19 protein-coding genes are annotated in these 17,793 nt (G+C 51.6%); 12 read left to right on the top strand and 7 right to left on the bottom strand.

What is annotated here, in order from left to right:
* Window positions 1-6: 6 nt before the first annotated feature.
* Window positions 7-237, bottom strand: coding sequence for a hypothetical protein (locus tag WC959_09100; GenBank protein MFA5689288.1), 231 nt, complete (start codon window positions 235-237; stop codon window positions 7-9).
* Window positions 238-382: 145 nt separating this feature from the next.
* Here WC959_09100 and WC959_09095 point away from each other — a divergent pair, with 145 nt between their 5' ends.
* Window positions 383-613, top strand: a complete 231-nt coding sequence (locus tag WC959_09095) for an addiction module protein (GenBank protein ID MFA5689287.1) — start codon at window positions 383-385, stop codon at window positions 611-613.
* Window positions 614-620: 7 nt separating this feature from the next.
* Here WC959_09095 and WC959_09090 read toward each other — a convergent pair whose 3' ends face one another.
* Entirely contained in the window at window positions 621-743 is a 123-nt protein-coding gene (locus tag WC959_09090; GenBank protein MFA5689286.1) for a hypothetical protein, read from the bottom strand.
* A gap of 64 nt (window positions 744-807) precedes the next feature.
* On the opposite strand from WC959_09090, the gene secA reads away from it, so the two are divergent.
* The 3 genes from secA to WC959_09075 all read left to right on the top strand — a co-directional run bounded on the left by secA (window position 808) and on the right by WC959_09075 (window position 5,940).
* Window positions 808-3,837 carry a preprotein translocase subunit SecA gene (gene secA, locus WC959_09085; protein MFA5689285.1) on the top strand — a complete coding sequence of 1,010 codons (3,030 nt, stop codon included), beginning with the start codon at window positions 808-810 and terminating at the stop codon, window positions 3,835-3,837.
* 111 nt (window positions 3,838-3,948) lie between these two features.
* Window positions 3,949-5,118 carry a Fic family protein gene (locus WC959_09080; protein MFA5689284.1) on the top strand — a complete coding sequence of 390 codons (1,170 nt, stop codon included), beginning with the start codon at window positions 3,949-3,951 and terminating at the stop codon, window positions 5,116-5,118.
* A 12-nt stretch (window positions 5,119-5,130) separates the two neighbouring features.
* Window positions 5,131-5,940 (top strand): ZIP family metal transporter, encoded by an 810-nt coding sequence (locus tag WC959_09075; GenBank protein MFA5689283.1) that lies wholly within the window; start codon window positions 5,131-5,133, stop codon window positions 5,938-5,940.
* A gap of 265 nt (window positions 5,941-6,205) precedes the next feature.
* Here WC959_09075 and WC959_09070 read toward each other — a convergent pair whose 3' ends face one another.
* The gene (locus WC959_09070) at window positions 6,206-7,453 is read right to left on the bottom strand and encodes a M48 family metallopeptidase (protein MFA5689282.1); all 1,248 of its coding nucleotides are present in this window, start codon (window positions 7,451-7,453) and stop codon (window positions 6,206-6,208) included.
* A 58-nt stretch (window positions 7,454-7,511) separates the two neighbouring features.
* Here WC959_09070 and leuC point away from each other — a divergent pair, with 58 nt between their 5' ends.
* The 8 genes from leuC to WC959_09030 all read left to right on the top strand — a co-directional run bounded on the left by leuC (window position 7,512) and on the right by WC959_09030 (window position 14,087).
* A complete protein-coding gene (gene leuC / locus WC959_09065; protein MFA5689281.1) occupies window positions 7,512-8,927 on the top strand; it encodes a 3-isopropylmalate dehydratase large subunit in 1,416 nt (471 codons plus the stop codon).
* Window positions 8,928-8,952: 25 nt separating this feature from the next.
* Window positions 8,953-9,333, top strand: coding sequence for a four helix bundle protein (locus WC959_09060; protein MFA5689280.1), 381 nt, complete (start codon window positions 8,953-8,955; stop codon window positions 9,331-9,333).
* 69 nt (window positions 9,334-9,402) lie between these two features.
* A complete protein-coding gene (gene leuD, locus WC959_09055; protein ID MFA5689279.1) occupies window positions 9,403-10,020 on the top strand; it encodes a 3-isopropylmalate dehydratase small subunit in 618 nt (205 codons plus the stop codon).
* Window positions 10,021-10,070: 50 nt separating this feature from the next.
* The gene (locus WC959_09050; GenBank protein MFA5689278.1) at window positions 10,071-11,180 is read left to right on the top strand and encodes an AI-2E family transporter; all 1,110 of its coding nucleotides are present in this window, start codon (window positions 10,071-10,073) and stop codon (window positions 11,178-11,180) included.
* Window positions 11,131-11,994: a carboxylating nicotinate-nucleotide diphosphorylase gene (nadC, locus tag WC959_09045; GenBank protein MFA5689277.1), complete on the top strand. Its 864-nt coding sequence runs from the start codon at window positions 11,131-11,133 to the stop codon at window positions 11,992-11,994. Before WC959_09050 ends, nadC begins: the two co-directional genes overlap by 50 nt.
* Window positions 11,995-12,022: 28 nt before the next feature.
* Entirely contained in the window at window positions 12,023-12,286 is a 264-nt protein-coding gene (locus WC959_09040; GenBank protein ID MFA5689276.1) for a hypothetical protein, read from the top strand.
* Between the two features lie 71 nt (window positions 12,287-12,357).
* On the top strand, window positions 12,358-13,296 hold the full coding sequence (locus WC959_09035; GenBank protein MFA5689275.1) for a Fic family protein: 939 nt from the start codon (window positions 12,358-12,360) through the stop codon (window positions 13,294-13,296).
* A gap of 47 nt (window positions 13,297-13,343) precedes the next feature.
* Window positions 13,344-14,087, top strand: coding sequence for a type III pantothenate kinase (locus WC959_09030; protein ID MFA5689274.1), 744 nt, complete (start codon window positions 13,344-13,346; stop codon window positions 14,085-14,087).
* A 448-nt stretch (window positions 14,088-14,535) separates the two neighbouring features.
* Here the strand turns inward: WC959_09030 and WC959_09025 are convergent, their stop codons facing one another.
* From WC959_09025 to WC959_09010, 4 genes are all read right to left on the bottom strand, one after another.
* Window positions 14,536-14,694 carry a PEP-CTERM sorting domain-containing protein gene (locus WC959_09025; GenBank protein MFA5689273.1) on the bottom strand — a complete coding sequence of 53 codons (159 nt, stop codon included), beginning with the start codon at window positions 14,692-14,694 and terminating at the stop codon, window positions 14,536-14,538.
* Between the two features lie 35 nt (window positions 14,695-14,729).
* Window positions 14,730-15,239 carry a hypothetical protein gene (locus WC959_09020; GenBank protein MFA5689272.1) on the bottom strand — a complete coding sequence of 170 codons (510 nt, stop codon included), beginning with the start codon at window positions 15,237-15,239 and terminating at the stop codon, window positions 14,730-14,732.
* Between the two features lie 69 nt (window positions 15,240-15,308).
* A complete protein-coding gene (locus WC959_09015) occupies window positions 15,309-15,947 on the bottom strand; it encodes a hypothetical protein (GenBank protein ID MFA5689271.1) in 639 nt (212 codons plus the stop codon).
* Window positions 15,948-15,965: 18 nt separating this feature from the next.
* Window positions 15,966-17,285 carry a beta-galactosidase gene (locus WC959_09010; protein ID MFA5689270.1) on the bottom strand — a complete coding sequence of 440 codons (1,320 nt, stop codon included), beginning with the start codon at window positions 17,283-17,285 and terminating at the stop codon, window positions 15,966-15,968.
* Window positions 17,286-17,793: the final 508 nt, after the last annotated feature.

Here is a 17,793-nt window from a genome sequence, read left to right as displayed (position 1 = left end):
CATCTCCTATATTTTAAACTTAAATCCGCCTTTTTCTGTCCGTCCTTTGTGATCGAATCGATTTTCTACTTCTTTAACAGCGTCTTTTAGAGCTTTTATTATCTGTCTTGCATGCGTTTCAGTATATTCATAATTGCCCGTGTTGGAAAGATTTCCAATTAAATTTATTTTTTTTAATACCTCATTCACCCGTCGCTCCGCCAGTTCTTCAAATTTCTGCATTTTTCTAGATTTCATATATGTAATTACCTTATATTTTGAATATGTATATATAAAGGTATGTGAAAATCAAGATATATTTTAAAAATATACAATAAAATGTAGAATCATTCCGGTTTGTCCCCTTGACTGGAAACGAGCAGAACCCTATCGTTTGCTTTATATGAATCCTGCCACAGATACACTCATCACCGACGCGTTGAAATTACCTGTTCAACTTCGTGCTTTCGTTGCCGAAAAACTGCTCGAAAGTTTAGATGCGGCAGCGGAAACGGACATTTCTCCGGCATGGCGGGCAGAAATTCGTAGGCGCAGCCATGAAATTGAAACCGGTACGATTTCTCTGCGCCCGGCAGGCGATGTATTTAACAATGCGTATGCCGTGCTGAAATGATCACTGTTTATTTCCTTCCGATATCATTTTTAAAATCAAACCGGACACGCTGATTATTACAGCCGTTATGCACCACCGCCGGAATCCTGCTAGATTGAGATCCCGGATGCATCGCGATTAAATTCTTCACATAGATTTTCCGTGTATTTTAGTATATTCCGTGGTTAAATTTTAATTTTTACGGAGTATTACGCATGGTGAACGCACTTTTGAAAAAGATTTTCGGCTCGAAGAACGATCGGGACATTAAAAAGATGATGCCGCTGGTGCAGCGGATTAATGAACTTGAAGCGGAATATCAGTCGCTTTCCGAGGAGGCGCTGAAAGCTAAAACCGGCGAGTTTCAGCAGCGCCTGCAAAACGGCGAAACCGTAGATAACATTCTTTGCGAGGCGTTTGCGGCGGTGAAAAATGCGTGCCGGCGTTTGTGCGGCACAACGGTGCATGTCTCCGGTCATGATCTGACATGGGATATGGTGCCGTTCGATGTGCAGTTGATCGGCGGCATGGTTCTGCATCAGGGCAAGATTGCCGAAATGATGACGGGGGAGGGGAAAACGCTGGTGGCGACGCTGCCGGTGTATCTGAACGCGCTCGCCGGCAAAGGGGTACACGTTGTGACAACGAACGACTTCCTGGCGGAACGCGACTCGGCGTGGATGGGGCATGTGTACAAATATCTCGGCCTCACCGTCGGCTGTCTGAAAAGCATGATGCCGCCGCCGGACCGGCGCGAGCAGTATGACTGCGATATCACGTACGGCACCAACAGCGAATTCGGTTTTGATTATCTGCGCGACAACATGGCAATGCGCGTTCAGGATATGGTGCAGCAGCGCGGCCATCAGTATGCAATTGTCGACGAAATCGACTCGATCCTGATTGATGAAGCGCGCACGCCGCTGATTATTTCCGGCCCGGCGCCTTATTCTGCCGACGAACAGTACCGTGCGCTGAACGGGGTGGTTCGCAACCTTGTGCGCCGTCAGCAGGATCTGGTTACGCGTCTGATGAAGGATGCGCAGGATCTGCTTGCCGGCGACGATAAGGATGCGGCGCAGCGCAAATTATATCAGGTTCATCAGGGCATGCCGAAAAACAAGCAGCTGGCAAAACTGATTGAAGAACCGGCGCACCGGCGTCTGCTGGAGCAGGTGAACAATATGATGATCACCGATTCCTACAAAGAGGAGGCGCGTGAACTGCGCGAAGAGCTGTTTTTTACGGTGGACGAAAAGGGCCATGATGCGAGTCTCACAGATAAGGGCTGTGAACTGCTGAATCCGGACGATCCGGAACATTTTGTGATGCCGGATCTCGCGACGGAACTTTCGGAACTCGAAGGCCGCGTCGGCCTCGCGCCGCAGGAAAAACTGGTGATGCGCCAGAAACTGCAGGACGATTTTGCACACCGCAGTGAACGCATTCATGCAGTGAATCAGTTGATCCGCGCCTACTGCATTTATGAAAAAGATGTGGAATATGTTGTGCAGGACAATCAGGTGATCATCGTCGATACGTTCACCGGACGGCTGATGGCCGGGCGCCGGTGGAGCGACGGTTTGCATCAGGCGGTGGAAGCGAAAGAGGGCGTGAAGATCGAACGCGAAACGCAGACACTGGCAACCATTACCATTCAGAACTATTTCCGCATGTATGAAAAACTTTCCGGCATGACCGGTACGGCGGAAACCGAGGCCGGCGAGTTTCACGAAATTTATAAACTCGATGTGGTGGTTATTCCAACCAACCGTCCGATCCGCCGCCTCGATATCAACGACCAGATTTATAAAACCAAACGCGAAAAATATAATGCGGTGATTGAGCAGATTAAGGATTGTCACAAACGCAAACAGCCGGTGCTCGTTGGAACGGCAACGGTGGAAACGTCTGAAGTGATCAGCCGCATGCTCGACCGGCAGGGCATTCCGCATAATGTGCTGAATGCGAAAAACCACGCGCGCGAAGCGGAAATTGTCGCGCTCGCCGGTCAGCCCGGTGCAATTACCATTGCCACCAATATGGCCGGACGCGGAACCGACATTAAACTCGGCGCCGGTGTGATCTGGCTGAGCAGAGAGCAGATTCAGGATAAAGCGCTTAGTTTGAATTCCACGCCCGCCGGAGGCTCGCAGGCGTTGAAAAAACTGCTGGCGGAACGCCCGTGCGGGTTATATGTGATCGGTTCTGAGCGCCACGAAGCGCGCCGGATCGACCGTCAGCTGCGCGGGCGCTGTGCGCGCCAGGGCGACCCCGGAATTTCGCGTTTCTACGTTTCGCTCGAGGACGATCTGATGCGCCTGTTCGGTTCCGACCGCATTTCAAATATTATGACGCGTCTCGGCATCGAAGAGGGCGAAGTGCTTGAACACCCGTGGCTGAATAAATCCATCGAGCGCGCGCAGCAGCGGGTTGAGCAGATGAACTTCGGCATTCGTAAAAACACCCTGCGCTACGACGATGTGATGAACCAGCAGCGCGAGGTGATCTACGGTTTCCGGCAGACTGTGCTGCGCAGCGAAAATCCGCGCGAAGAACTGTACGACATCATTACCGATATCATCGAAGAGAACGCCGGCGCGCCGGCGGAAGAGTTCCTCGGCTGGGCGAACACCACCTTCCCGGTCGGACTGCGCGCCGAAGATATTCCGGAAGGACCTGAAGCACGTGTTGAGCTGCTGTTCGGCCGCATCAAAGAAGCGTACGAGCTCAAAGTTTCGCTGGAAGATCCGGAGCGCATTAAACATATCGAACAGATGATCATTTTGCAGTCGGTCGACGAACACTGGCAGGAATATCTGCGCAATATGGACAGCCTTCGCGAAGGAATCGGACTGCGCGCCTACGGACAGCGCGACCCGCTCGTTGAATATAAGCGCGAAGCGTTTAACCTGTTCGGCGACCTGATGGATCGCATCAAATCTGAAATCGCGCAGAACATCTTCCGCACCGGCTCGTCGATGGAAGCGCTGCAAAGTTTCTGGCAGTCATTAAATAAAATGATGGTCAGCAACCGCACGCAGCAGGATGCATCGGCGCTGGCCGCCGCGCGCCAGCACGCCGCCCTGCAGGGGCGTGCTGCTCCGGGACATAACGCTCCGCCCGGCGCCGGGGCGCCGCCGGTACCGCAACCGATCCGCCGCGCCGATAAGCAGGTCGGCCGCAACGACCCGTGCCCCTGCGGCAGCGGCAAAAAATACAAAAAATGCTGCGGTGCATCCTAAAATAAGAAACTTCGGTATTTTAGGATAATCACTAAAACTAAAATAACGCGATTTTTTATTTTACTTTCATGTATTATCCTAAAATAATGATTTCGGTATTTCAGGATAAATATGAACAGGATGATACAAGGACATTATGTTCCGGTTTCAACCGCTGGAGAAACGGTTAAATCATTTATTCCGGCACCACTTCCGCCGGAACCACCGATCGAATGGTCGGCGGACCTGAGAAAAAAATTTGACGATGCGTTACTTGCCCTCGGCCGACTGGACAGCGTGTCGTTACTGCTCCCGGATGTTTCTTTATTTCTTTATACGTATGTCCGGAAGGAGGCCGTTCTATCTTCAATGATCGAAGGAACACAATCTTCGCTGTCCGATCTTCTTCTTTATGAGCTCGAAGAGATTCCAGGCGTCCCTTTAGACGATACGACAGAAGTCAGTAATTATGTTTCCGCCTTAAACTATGGATTAGAGCGGTTACGTTCAGGCTTCCCGCTTTCTTTGCGTCTGTTGCGGGAAGTGCATGAACGTTTACTGTCAAAAGGACGTGGCAGTGAAAAACAACCCGGGGAATTCCGGCGCTCACAAAACCGGATCGGGGGGACCCGTCCCGGGAATGCTGCGTTTGTTCCTCCGCCGCCGGAAAACGTTTCGGAATGTATGGGTGCAATGGAACTGTTTCTGCAGGATGACCCGGAACCAACGCCCGTTTTGTTAAAAGCAGCGCTGGCGCATGTTCAGTTTGAAACAATTCATCCGTTTCTTGACGGCAACGGCCGGCTCGGCCGGCTCTTAATCACGCTTCTTCTTTGCGAGTGCGGCGCCCTAAAAGAACCGATGCTTTATCTCAGTCTTTATTTGAAGCTTCACCGGCAAACATATTATGACCTTTTAATGAACGTCCGCTTGAAAGGTGACTGGGAGAGCTGGCTGGATTTCTTTGCCGATGCCGTCATCTCGGTTGCCGGACAGGCAGTTGATACCGTGCAAAAACTTGATTCGTTAGCAAAAGAGGACCGGCAGAAAATCCAAACGCTTGGACGCGCCGCAGGCTCCGGACTGCAAATTCATCATGAACTTCTGCGCCGCCCGATTTTAACTGCGACTGCAGCCATGAAAGGTATCGGCCTCAGTTCAGCAACCGTAAATAAAACATTTGAACATTTGCAAAAACTCCACATCGTTTCTGAATTAACAGGACAAAAACGGAATCGTATTTTTTGTTATACAGACTACCTTTCAATTTTAAATGAAGGTATAGAACCACCCAACTCATAAGAAGGCTTCATTATGACCGTAAATTGGTTTACTGAAATTCATCCGGTTGTTCAGGCGCTGATTGCAACGCTGTTTACATGGGGTATGACCGCTGCCGGCGCGGCGCTGGTTTTCTTTTTTAAAACGATCAACCGGCAGGTTCTGAATGCGATGCTCGGGTTTGCGGCAGGCGTGATGATCGCCGCGAGTTTCTGGTCGCTGCTCGAACCGGCGATTGAAATGGAGCGAGCCGCCGGAAATATTCCGTGGATTCCGGCGGTGACCGGTTTTCTGCTCGGCGGATTTTTTCTGCGCGGCATCGATATTATTCTGCCGCACCTGCATCCCGGCGCTGAACAGCCCGAGGGACCGGAGACTTCATGGCGCCGGAGCATCCTGCTCATCCTCGCCATTACACTGCACAACATTCCGGAAGGGCTTGCTGTCGGCGTCGCATTCGGCGCAGTGGCATCGGGACTTCCGGCGGCCTCGCTCGCCGGCGCGATCGCACTCGGCATCGGAATTGGAATTCAGAACTTTCCTGAAGGCGCGGCGGTTTCCGTTCCGCTCCGGCGCGAAGGACTGTCGCGTTTCAAATGTTTCTGGTACGGACAGCTGTCCGGCATCGTTGAACCCGTCGCCGGCGTTGCCGGCGCGGCGGCCGTGATGTATATGCAGCCGATTCTGCCCTATGCGCTTTCATTCGCCGCCGGTGCCATGATTTTTGTCGTCGTTGAAGAGCTCATTCCTGAGTCGCAATCCGACAAAAATACGGATACTGCCACCATGGGCGCCATGATCGGCTTTGCCGTTATGATGCTGCTCGACGTTGCACTGGGATAAAATTTTTGGTTTTGGCGGAAAAACTGATGCCGGCTCTATCAAGGTTCATCTTCGGGATGCATCCATCATTGCGGTGATTCCGCCGCGCAAGTATCGCAAGGAACAACAACCCTGTGATGAAGCCTTATATAAGCGGCTTCATTTGGCTGGAAAATGCCTGTGTGTATCTTAAACAGCGGCGCAGAATAACACACCGTCACGCGAAAAATCTATCATCGCTCCAGGTCGCAGTTCATATTCATTGTCTGGGCTTTGGCTGAAGATTTTATGGCGACATGCGCTGGCATTTTCTCAACGCTTGAATGCGTTCCAGCACGGGCGGGTGGGAGTATTGGAGAAATACTTTCAGCCAGTGCGGGGTGAGGTTGGAGAGGTTGTCGACGGAGAGTTTTTTTAGGGCGGTGATCAGGGCACCGGAGTCCCCGGTGGTTTGGGCGGCAAAAGCATCAGACTGATATTCATGTTTGCGCGAGAGGATGCTGCCGGCGATGCCGAGAAGCATGCTGATGGGCGTGTAAAGAAATCCGAAAAAGATAAATCCGGCGTAGAGCGGTGTGCCGCCGGTAATCCCGAATGCTTCATAGAGTCCCTGTTGCGTGATAAAAAGCGACAGGATGAAGAGCATGAGCAGCGATGACAGGAGTGAAATGAAAATACTCTTTTTGATGTGCCCGAGTTTGCTGTGTCCGATTTCGTGAGCGAGAACGGCAACGAGTTCACTGGTGCTGTGTTTTTCGATGAGTGTGTCGAAGAGGGCGATGCGTTTGGTTTTGCCGAAGCCGGTGAAGTAGGCGTTGGATTTGGTGGAGCGGCGCGAGCCGTCGATTTTAAAAATTCCGCTGAGTTTATAGTTCTGTCCGGCGGCATAGTTTTCAATCGCGGTGCGGAGTTCGCCCTCTTCGAGCGGTGTGAATTTGTTAAAGAGCGGCAGAATGACCGCCGGCGCGATGAAGAGAATAAAAATCTGAATAACGGCGAGCGCCGCCCACGCCCAGAACCAGGCGTACGGCACGGCGGAAAAAATCCAGAGCACAAGCGCGAATACCGGTGCGCCGAGCAGGAGGGTGAGCATCCAGCCTTTGAGCAGATCGGCGATGAATGTTCTGGCGGTGGTTTTATTGAAGCCGTACCGCTCTTCAATGACGAAGGTGTCGTAAATACTGAACGGCAGTCCGGCGAGCTGTCCAATCAACAGGAGAATCCCGCCAAAAATGAGCCCCTGCAAAATCATGCTGCCGGCGGCGGCAACGGCGATGTTGTTGATCCACCGGAATCCGCCCAGCAGGATGAACGCAATGGTGAGCGGCAGCATAATGGCAGCCTGCAGCTGACCGAAGCGCGTGTTGTCGCGCAGGTAGCGCTGGGATTTGGCATATTTTTCGGCGTCATAAATGCCGGTGAATTCCGCCGGAATTTCGGGCCGCGCCGCTTTGAGGTTCAGGGTTTCGACAACGAGCGAAAGCAGCCAGTTAAAAATCAGCAGCGCGAGGATGAAAATCAGATATCCGTTCATAATTTGCTGTTCCTTTTACATTGATGCAATACGGAGTAAACCTATATGTTTACCGGCTATGAGTAAAACACTGTTCGACAAAATCTGGGATGCGCACGTTGTTAAAGATCTTGGCAACGGCGAAGTGCTGCTTTATATCGATCGCCATCTGGTGCACGAGGTAACGAGCCCGCAGGCATTTGAAGCTCTCCGGCTTGCGGGGCGCAGCGTGCGCCGGCCGGACCGCACGTTTGCGACGATGGATCATAATGTGCCGACGGACGAAAACCGCATGAATGTAACCGATCCGGTTGCAAAAGCGCAGATTGACGCGCTGACGGAAAACTGCACAACAACCGGCGTAACGCTGTTTGGACTCGGTGACGATCGGCAGGGGGTAATTCATATTATCGGACCGGAGCAGGGCATTGTGCTGCCGGGAATGACGGTGGTTTGCGGCGACTCGCACACGGCAACACACGGTGCGTTCGGTTCCATCGCATTCGGTATTGGAACGTCGGAAGTGGAGCACGTTTTAGCGACGCAAACCCTGCGCCAGAAAAAGCCGAAAGGGTTTCGTGTTGAATTTACCGGTACACTGCAGCCCGGTGTTACGGCAAAAGATATGGTGCTGAAACTGATCAGCATAATCGGCACCGCCGGCGCAACCGGCTGTGCATTTGAATTTACCGGCGAAGCGATTCGTACGCTTCCGATGGAGGGCCGTTTGACGATTTGCAATATGGCCATTGAAGCCGGCGCGCGCGCCGGACTGGTTGCACCCGATCAAATCACCTTTGATTATATCGCGTCCGGAAACCGCGTTTATGCACCCAAAGGTGAAGCGCTCGAAAAAGCGATTGCTGAGTGGAAAACATATTTTACTGACGACAATGCAGAATTTGATCATGAACTGACGATTGATGTAACCGATCTTGCGCCGCAGGTAACGTGGGGAACGAGTCCCGGCATGGGAACGGACATCACCGGCGCTGTACCGGAGCTCGACGCTGTGCCGGAATACAGCCCGGCGGACGTGCGTGCCGCGCTGGATTATATGGGGCTTGAGCCGGGCATGAAAATGACCGATATCAAAATCGATACTGTATTTATCGGCAGCTGCACGAACGGGCGTTTGCAGGATTTGCGCGCTGCCGCTGCAATGATGAAGGGCAAGAAGGTGGCGCCCGGCATTCGCATGCTGGTTGTGCCCGGCTCAGAAGCGGTGCGTTATGCTGCCGAAAAAGAGCGGCTTGACCGTATCTTCGTTGATGCCGGCGCGGAGTGGCGCTATGCCGGCTGCAGCATGTGCCTGGCGATGAACCCGGATAAACTGAGAGAAAAAGAACGGTGTGCATCCACCTCCAACCGTAACTTTGAAGGACGGCAGGGCAAGGGCGGGCGCACGCACCTGGTCAGTCCGCAAATGGCAGCGGCGGCGGCAGTCGCCGGACATTTTGTGGATGTCAGGGAGTTGTTAAATTCGAAATCCTGAATTTCGAAGTACGAAACAAATTCAAATGACAGAAAAACAAAATTCCAAAATTTACGATCTTGAAGATCGGACATTCGGGTTTGCAAAATCTGTACGTAGATTTGTTCGTGCACTAAAACAGGATATTCCTAATTATGAAGATTCGAAACAGCTTGTTCGTTCTTCCGGTTCAGTCGGTGCAAATTACATTGAAGCGAACGATTCGCTGAGCAAAAAAGATTTTATCATGCGGATTAAAATCTTCCGGAAAGAAGCAAAAGAAAGCCGTTACTGGCTTAATTTGATTGAATCATTTGAGGATAAAAAGCTGGCTGAAGAGAGACATGCCCTGGCCCGTGAAGCTCAGGAATTAATGAATATCTTCGGTGCCATTTTGCAAAAATCAAAACAGGGTGGAGTTTTATAATTTTTGAATTGAAGATTTGTTTCGGATTTCGAGTTTCGTGCTTCGAATTTTATTTTGTAAGGAGTAGATATGGAGAAGTTTACAACAGTGACCGGCGTCATTGCCGGAGTGGATCGCGCGAACATTGATACAGATGCGATTATCCCGAAAGAATATTTAAAATCAATCAAGCGCACCGGGTTCGGTGCGGCGCTGTTTTCTGACTGGCGTTACAACAGCGACGGCACGGATAACCCGGAGTTTGTGCTGAATAAACCGGAAAACCGGTGTGCGCAGATTTTGGTGGCGCGCAATAATTTCGGCTGCGGTTCGAGTCGTGAACACGCCGTCTGGGCGGTTCAGCAATACGGTTTTAAAGTGGTGATTGCAGCGACTGACCACGGAATTCCGGCATTCGCTGATATTTTCCGTAACAACAGCGGCAAGAACGGGCTGCTGCTGATTGAGCTGCCGGACGAAAAAGTCAGCGAAATTTTTGCAGTACTCGCCAAAGAACCGGGCGTACAGACAACAGTGAATCTGGATGCACAAACCGTTACATTGCACAGCGGCGCCGGCGATCAGGTTTATGTGTTTGATATAGATGCCCTGCTGAAAAACAAACTGCTGAACGGTCTGGATGACATCGCATTAACCCTGCAGTATGAAGCTGACATCACAAAGTTTGAAGAAAATTCGAAATTCTAATTCGGATTTCGAGTTTCGTGCTTCAAATTTAATTCCTGAAAGGAATTTTTATGAAAGAACAGCGTTTTCTGATTCCGCTGGTCGGAGTGATCGCGCTGGTGGCGGTCGGTTTTGTGCTGAAAGTTGCGCAGGCGGTTATTCTTCCGCTGATTATCGCGTGGCTGCTTTCGTATCTGCTCGCACCGATTGTTAATTTTCTGGTATGCCGCCGGATTCCGCTGGCGGTTGCAATTTTTTGCGTAGTGCTGCTGCTGATCGGATTCTGCTATCTGATCGGATTTTTTGTCTACGGCCGCGTGATGAGTTTCGTTGGACAGTACGATGTATATGCCGCAAAACTGCTGCAGATCAGCACCGATTTTATGACGCGCCTGCACATCCCGCCGGAATATATCAAAGAGTTTCACTGGACCGGTGAAATCGGGCGCTGGCTGGTGTCAAAATCCGGCTCATTCGTTGGGTTTATGGGTGACATGACAAAAGTGCTGATTTTTCTTATTTTCATGCTGACCGGCAAGCCGTATGCCAAAGTAAAAATTGAAGCGGCACTGGGGGAAAAATCCCAAAAAATTTCTGAAGTTACGGAATGTATCGCCGGCGAAATCAGCCGTTATCTGTCCATTAAACTTTTTATCAGTACGATCACGGCGCTGCTGGCATTGGCTTTACTCACCATCATGGACATTGATTTTGCGGTCACCTGGGCAGTGCTCACCTTTCTGTTAAACTTTATTCCGACCATCGGTTCAATCGTTGCCACCATTCCGCCGGTGCTGATTGCGCTCGTGCAGTTCTATCCCTCATTCTGGCCGGCGGTCATTCTGCTGATCGGGCTGATTGTGATTCAACAGGTCATGGGTAATATTCTCGATCCGAAGCTGACCGGCGACCGCCTGAATCTCAGTCCGGTGGTCATTCTGCTTTCGCTGCTTTTCTGGGGCTGGCTGTGGGGTATTACCGGCGCGCTGCTTTCCGTACCGATCACATCGGCCATCAAAATCGCCTGCGAAAACATTGAACTGCTCAAACCTGTCAGCGTCATGATGGGCTCCGGCAAAATCGCGCACCGCAAAAAACAGGAAGAAGAACGCGAAAAGGAACAAGCCGCGCATGAACCTGCCCGATATTCTCTCGTTTCCCGACATCAAGCAGCGGATTAGAGAAGCACTCGCTGAAGATCTGGGGCCGGACAGACTCGATGCAACCACCGTCGCACTCGTACCGAAAGGCGAACAGGCTGCCGCGAACCTTGTAATGCGTGAACACGGAATCCTGTCCGGCGCGCCGGTCGCCGCCGAAGTATTCCGGCAGGTGGAACCGGCGCTTGAGGTTAAACTGCATCAACCGGACGGAAGTGCGCTGAGTGCCGGCGATACCGTTCTGACCGTTACCGGCCCGGCGCGCGGAATTCTGATTGCCGAACGCACCGCACTGAACTTTATTCAGCGTATGACCGGCATCGCCACCATGACGCGCCGGTATGTCGACGAAGCGAACAATTCCGCTGTTCTGATTCTCGACACGCGCAAGACAACGCCGGTACTGCGCACATTCGAAAAATATGCCGTGCTGTGCGGCGGCGGCACCAATCACCGCTACGGGCTTTTCGATCACGTGCTGATTAAAGACAATCATCTCGCGCACCGGACGCGTGCCGGCGGCACGCTCGCCGGCGCTGTCAACGAGGCGCGCAGGCAATACCCTCAATTACTCATTGAGGTTGAGGTCGACACAATTGAACAGCTCAAAGAAGTACTCACCGCCAAGCCCGACTGGGTTCTGCTCGACAATATCCCGCCGCTCAAACTGCGCGAATGCGTAAAACTCTGCGCCGGCATTTGTAAAACCGAAGCCTCCGGCGGAGTAAATCTCACAACGATTCGCGAGATCGCAAAAACCGGCGTTGATGCCGTTTCTGTCGGCGCGCTCACACACTCTGCGCCGTCCGCCGATCTGGCGTTAGACTTTGTCTAACCCTGGAATAAAGGATGATTAACCACGCATGAACATGAATGCAGCGCTGCATTTGCCTCTTTGTAAAAAAATCCGTGTATCCGGTGTATTTGCCGTTTTCACTGCCCGCCTTTGGCGAGCCTTTGCCGCTTTCGCTGCTTTCTTTCAGAAAGCCACTCTTCGAATCCAGCCTGTTCGCGCATGCATCGTTGTGGGGCAGACATTCTTGTCTGCCCTGCGCAGGCAGGAATGCCTGCGCCACATTTGCCGCTCCGTCGTGGCAGGCAAGCAACTGTGTTTTTTGTGGCTATAATTTTTCTTAATACGCTCTGGTGAAGCGATATATTAATTGACAAACACTATAAACTTTATGATGTTGCGTGCATGAACTCCGTTCCTGAAAAACTGACGCGCATCTGTGCCGCCGGGGGCTTCACTCAGGAAGCGCTCGCCGCCCGCCTCGGGGTATCGTTCGTCACACTCAACAAATGGGTGAACGGCAGGGCCGTGCCGCGCCAAAAGTCGCAAGAGAAAATTGACCTGCTGTTTGCCGACATCCTTGGCAGCGACAGCGTTGATGCCGCTTCTGTGACAAACGCCAAGCTGCTTGCACTCACCAAACAATTCACCATCGGCCGTCTGCTCGCAAACCGTGAAATTCTCGACCGGATCACCGTCAATCTTACCTATCACAGCAATGCCACCGAGGGCAGCACGATGACCGAAGCGGATGTTGCCGCTGTGCTCTTTGATAGCAGGATTCTGAAAAACCGCACCGCCATCGAACAGTGCGAAGCGATTAATCACCGGTCCGCGCTGAACTTCCTGCTCGATGCGCTGCAGACAGGCGGCACCGCTTTTATGTTTACTCCCGACCTGCTTCGCGCCACACATCTGAGACTGATGAACGGCGTCATTTCCAATGCCGGCGAATACCGGAATCACGGCGCGCGGATTCATGGCGCGTTTGTTCCGCTGGCAAACTTCATAAAAATTCCTGAACTTATTAACCTTTGGTGCGAGCAAATGAATGCGCAATCCGGCGATCCTGTCAATCTGCTTGCCGCAACCCATGCCGAGTTCGAGCGCATCCATCCATTCAGTGACGGCAACGGACGCACCGGACGGCTTTTCCTGTTCATCAAAGCGCTGCAGCTTGGCCTGGTGCCGCCGGTGATTCACAAGGAACGCCGCAATGCCTATTACAAATACCTCAAAATCTGCCAAACCCGCGGGAACCCGGCTCTGCTCGAAAAATTCATCGCCGAGGCGATTCTTGAAACAGCCGGAAAACTTGCTCCGCCGGAGGAGGTGCCGCAATGAGATGCTCTGATAAAAAAACTCATACGATGCCCGCAAAGGAAAAGAATATGAAACAATCCATCGTTCCGGCGCTGGTGATTGATATCGGCAATACAAGCACATCGCTTGCCGTTGCGCGCGGGCTGACACTTTCGTCCGTGCAGCGCGCGCCGTCCGGCGAACCGGCGTTGAACCTTAAAAACGTTCCGGCGCGCGCCGTGGTGGCGTCCGTTAAACCGGCAGTGAATCAACGCTGGGAAAAATTTTTAAAAAATTCCGGTGTCACGGAAATTCTGTATGTGAATCATAAACTCAATTTAGGCATTCCCGTGACCTATCCAAAGCCGGAAACCATCGGCGCCGACCGGCTGGCGAACGCCTGTGCAGCTGCCGCCGCTTACGGCACGCCGGTGGTTGTGTGCGATTTCGGCACGGCGCTCACATTTGATATTATTAAAAAGCGGGCAGGGTATTGCGGCGGGATTATCTGTCCGGGACTGCCGTTAATGTTTGATTATCTCGCCGAAAAAACGGCGCTGCTGCCGCATATTCAGCCGGAGAAGACAGAACATCTGATCGGGCAGAGCACCGCAGAGGCAATGCGCATCGGCGCGCATCTCGGTTATCTCGGTATGGTCAAAGAAATTCTGGCGCGGTTGAAAAAAGAACTCGGGCGCGGAACCAGAGTCTGCGCCACCGGCGGTTTTGCAGAATGGGTGCTGGCTGGCTGGGATCATGCTGTGCCGGTTGACCCGCACCTGACACTCAAAGGCCTCGCGCGAATTGCGCTGATCAATCCGCCGCACGTCTGAACGCCGTACAGTCAAACACGGATGCGGAGAATTGATTGCCGGCACTAAAACAGTTTCGGTTTAGAGCGTATTCAGAAAAATTATAGCCGCAAAAACACAGTTGCTTGCCTGTCCACGACGGAGCGGCAAATGTGGCGCAGGCATTCCTGCCTGCGCAGGGCAGACAGGAATGTCTGCCCCGCAACGATACATGCACGGACAGGCTGGATTCGAAGAGTAGCTTTCTGAAAGAAAGCAGTGAAAACGGCAAATACACCGGATACACGGATTTTTTACAAAGAAGCAAATGTGGCGCAAGGCATTCCTGCCTGCGCAGGGCAGACAAGAATGTCTGCCCCGCAACGATGCATGCGACCGGCAGCATAAATAAAACGGCAGCTCAGGTGGTGGAGCTGCCGTTTTATTTTATAATTCAAGACCCGTTAGACGGTATCTTGAGCCTGTTCCATTATCCTTTACGAAACTGGCGGATGCAGAACGTTCCCAGCATTCCCAGCACCAGCAGACCCATTGAACCCGGTTCAGGAATAGTCTGGATAGTCAGCGTCGGCCAGTGTCCTGCTCCATTTGCATGGTCTTTGGCTCCGACCCTATACCCGTCAACCACACCATCGCCGTTACCCGCTATCCAGTCCTGCAGACTCAGACGGAAACGACATATTGATCGCCGTTGGCATAGGCGGTATTAAAGGCGTCAATCAGCGCGTCATCATCCCAGGTATACCTTATTCTCGTTGAAGCAGGTGTCATGAAATCCTGCAACGAAAGGACCGCAGCAGCTTCGTAATCGGTTTTTACCACAGCGCCCGTATCCTTAAAGAAGACCTCCGCCTGCAGATTCGGAGGAGCACCCATGATGCCATCCAAAAACCATGATGCTTCAATCTTCGTTATGACCTCGTCGACAGCAAGTGTTGGCAGCTCATAAATATAGATCCCTCTGGAGATGTTTATACCATCAGGATTGTTTGGAATGGCTATTGCAGCATCCGCTATGCCGATATTCTGATCAGTTGTGTTAAGCGGAGCGCCATCGCCTTTCCCGTCCTGGTTGAGATCTGCTATACGCGCATTGTCAACCGGATATATCACCGCAGCCTGTGCGATGCTGCAGACAAGTACTGCAGCGAATATACTTTTTAGATACTTCATTATTTTACTCCTTTTATGTTATGTCCCACCTGTTTCGTTGATCCACTATACCCGGTCTCTTCCTCTTCGTCAGTCTGTTATAGTTAATTTCAGTTCCGGGCGCCATGCTCTGTTGCCGTGAAGTTGTGTAAAGACGCTGTAGGCATCATCCTGTCCGTTTTTATCGCTGACGGGGAATTTTTCTCCGCCTGACCAGCGCAAACGAAATACAACGTATTTAAATTCCGGCGCGCCGTTATTATAATTTTTCTTAATGGCGTTCAGCATGTCGTTGTCCGACGTCCGGACGGCTCCGCTCGGTGTTTTTGCGGTCAGGATGCGTTTCACGGTGGAGACTGCCGGAGCGGCATAGTCGGCAAGCGTTACAGATCCGGTTGTTTTGAAGAACATATCCAGCTGTGCATCTTGCGGCGTCCCGTAGACTCCCTGCAATCGCCAGGCGGTTTCCACTTTCAGCAGATCCGCGTTTTCCGGTAAATCCGGCAGTTCAAAAATGAATACCGCCGCACAGATATTGTTCAGATGATTGTCGCCGAGGCGAATGCCCATGGCGGTAACATCCAGCGGTTTTCCGTCTGCCCGGCCGTCTTGCGGAGTATGATCCGCCAGCCGTGCATGTTCAACGGGATTAAGGCGGATATCTTTTGCCGCCAGTGAACCGGCGGTGATGAATGCAGCAGCGATTGTCAGTATTGTTCTTTGCTTCATGGATCCTCTCCTTTGCTGTTATTTAACTTTACGCAGTTGAAGTGTTTTGACCATTTCGGAAAAACGTTCCGCCGCTTTTTCCGGATCTTCGCCGCGTTTGTTCAACGTTTGTTCAAAAATTTTCCAGTCCGGCGAGGTTTTCCGGAACTCCTCATCCCGGAATGCTTTGATGACGCCGATGTGCGGGCCGAACAGATTGATGTAGCGCGGTCTGACCAGCTCCACGGCTTTAAGCATGGCATCGGCATTGGTTTCCGTCTGCGGCGGCGCTTTCATCTCGTTTTCCACCGGGAAGCCGGCATCGCTGTATCGCTTTAACAGCCAGTAGGTTGCTCTGGGCGACTGCTCCATGTTTTCAATGTCGGAGAGGGTGGCATCGCTTAACCCGTTATTTCCCATCATGATGCCATGGATTAAACAATAGTCCAGGAACCGGTCTGCCTGCATGAATTGGGCGGCATCCGTTTTATATACATAACCGGCCAGAATCATGTTGATGCTGAGCGGCGTCGTCTTAAATGCCAGTCTGTACTGCCCGCACAGCCAGATGCAATAATCATACCATGTTTCAGGAGTCGCTCCGTCGGCGGCCGCTTCCTGAAAGATTTCTTTTGTCCAGTGCCGGCTGCTGCTGCCGACTGTCGTCACTGGAAATGTTTCTTCTCCGATATGGCCGATTCCGACACGCACAAATGCAATGGATGGATTTCCATCATAACGCTTTCCGAATCCGGTGATCAAACGCGTAAGATGTTCCCGGTATTTGCCATCCAGAAACAGCGGAACCGCGAGCGGTGCTTTTTGCCCCTCAAACAGGTTGCCCATGATGTTGACACTCGATTCATAATACTTAACCTCTTTCCGTGCCCAGGCGGGAAATGCATCCTGAACGCCGCCCCACGCATCGCTGAATGCCACCGGAATTGCCCACGGTGCAATGCAGATCGCCACGGTTTTCCCGCGTTCCTTCCAGTAGTCAATCACCTCATCGATGATTTCCCAGCGATAGACACCCGGTTCCGGCTCAATCACCGACCAGTAAATAATCAGCATCATGCCGTCAACTTCTTCGATATCCGGGAAGAGGGTGGTCAGGTGTGCGGTCTCTCTGCCGACGAGCCCCGGCCAGTTAACGCCGCTGTCGATGTAACGGGTCGGATAAGAATATATTCCGTATAAAAATTCCTGAGATTTTTCTTCCGCCGGAAGAGTTTTTACCGCGTCCAGATGCCGCTGCATCGAGTCGCTGTATAAACAGGATCCGCACATTAGAAACAGCCAGGCAGCAATCGAACGATACTGCAACAGGCTTCGCTTTATATAAAATACTCTCTGCATTCCACGACACTTAATTTTTAATACGGAATAAAGATAGCTCTGAAAATGAAGTTTAGGAATCTGTTTTTTTTATTAAACGGTTAACTTTAAGAAATCAAGCTGATTTCAGCTGATGGTGGATCATCTGTGTTGTATGAGATACCGGAAGAATCAGCGTTTTTAGAGCATTTTAAATTAATGTATAGCCGCAAAAACGCGCAAAAATCGCCAAATAATTATGGGCCGAATGATTGATAAACCGCAGAGCGCACTGAGAACTTTTCAACTCTCAACCGTAAACTGAAAACCCTGAACACGGAACGCGGCGAGGGCGCCGCGTCTACTGCTCTGCCTCTCTGCTAATCCCTGAATGCCTGATGCTTTCTGCAAAACTTCCGTGTGTGTTGTGTATCCCGTGATTTAAATATCTGCGTTATCTGCGGATTTCCCAAGGCAGGCAAAGATGCCTGCGATACATTACACTTTTGTGTGTTTGTGTGTTTTTTGTGGCTATAATTTTTCTTAATAC

Source organism: Kiritimatiellales bacterium (assembly GCA_041656295.1).
Taxonomy (GTDB): Bacteria; Verrucomicrobiota; Kiritimatiellia; order Kiritimatiellales; family Tichowtungiaceae; genus Tichowtungia.
Note: the sequence above shows the minus strand (reverse complement) of the source record. Positions and strands in the feature narration are given on the sequence as shown.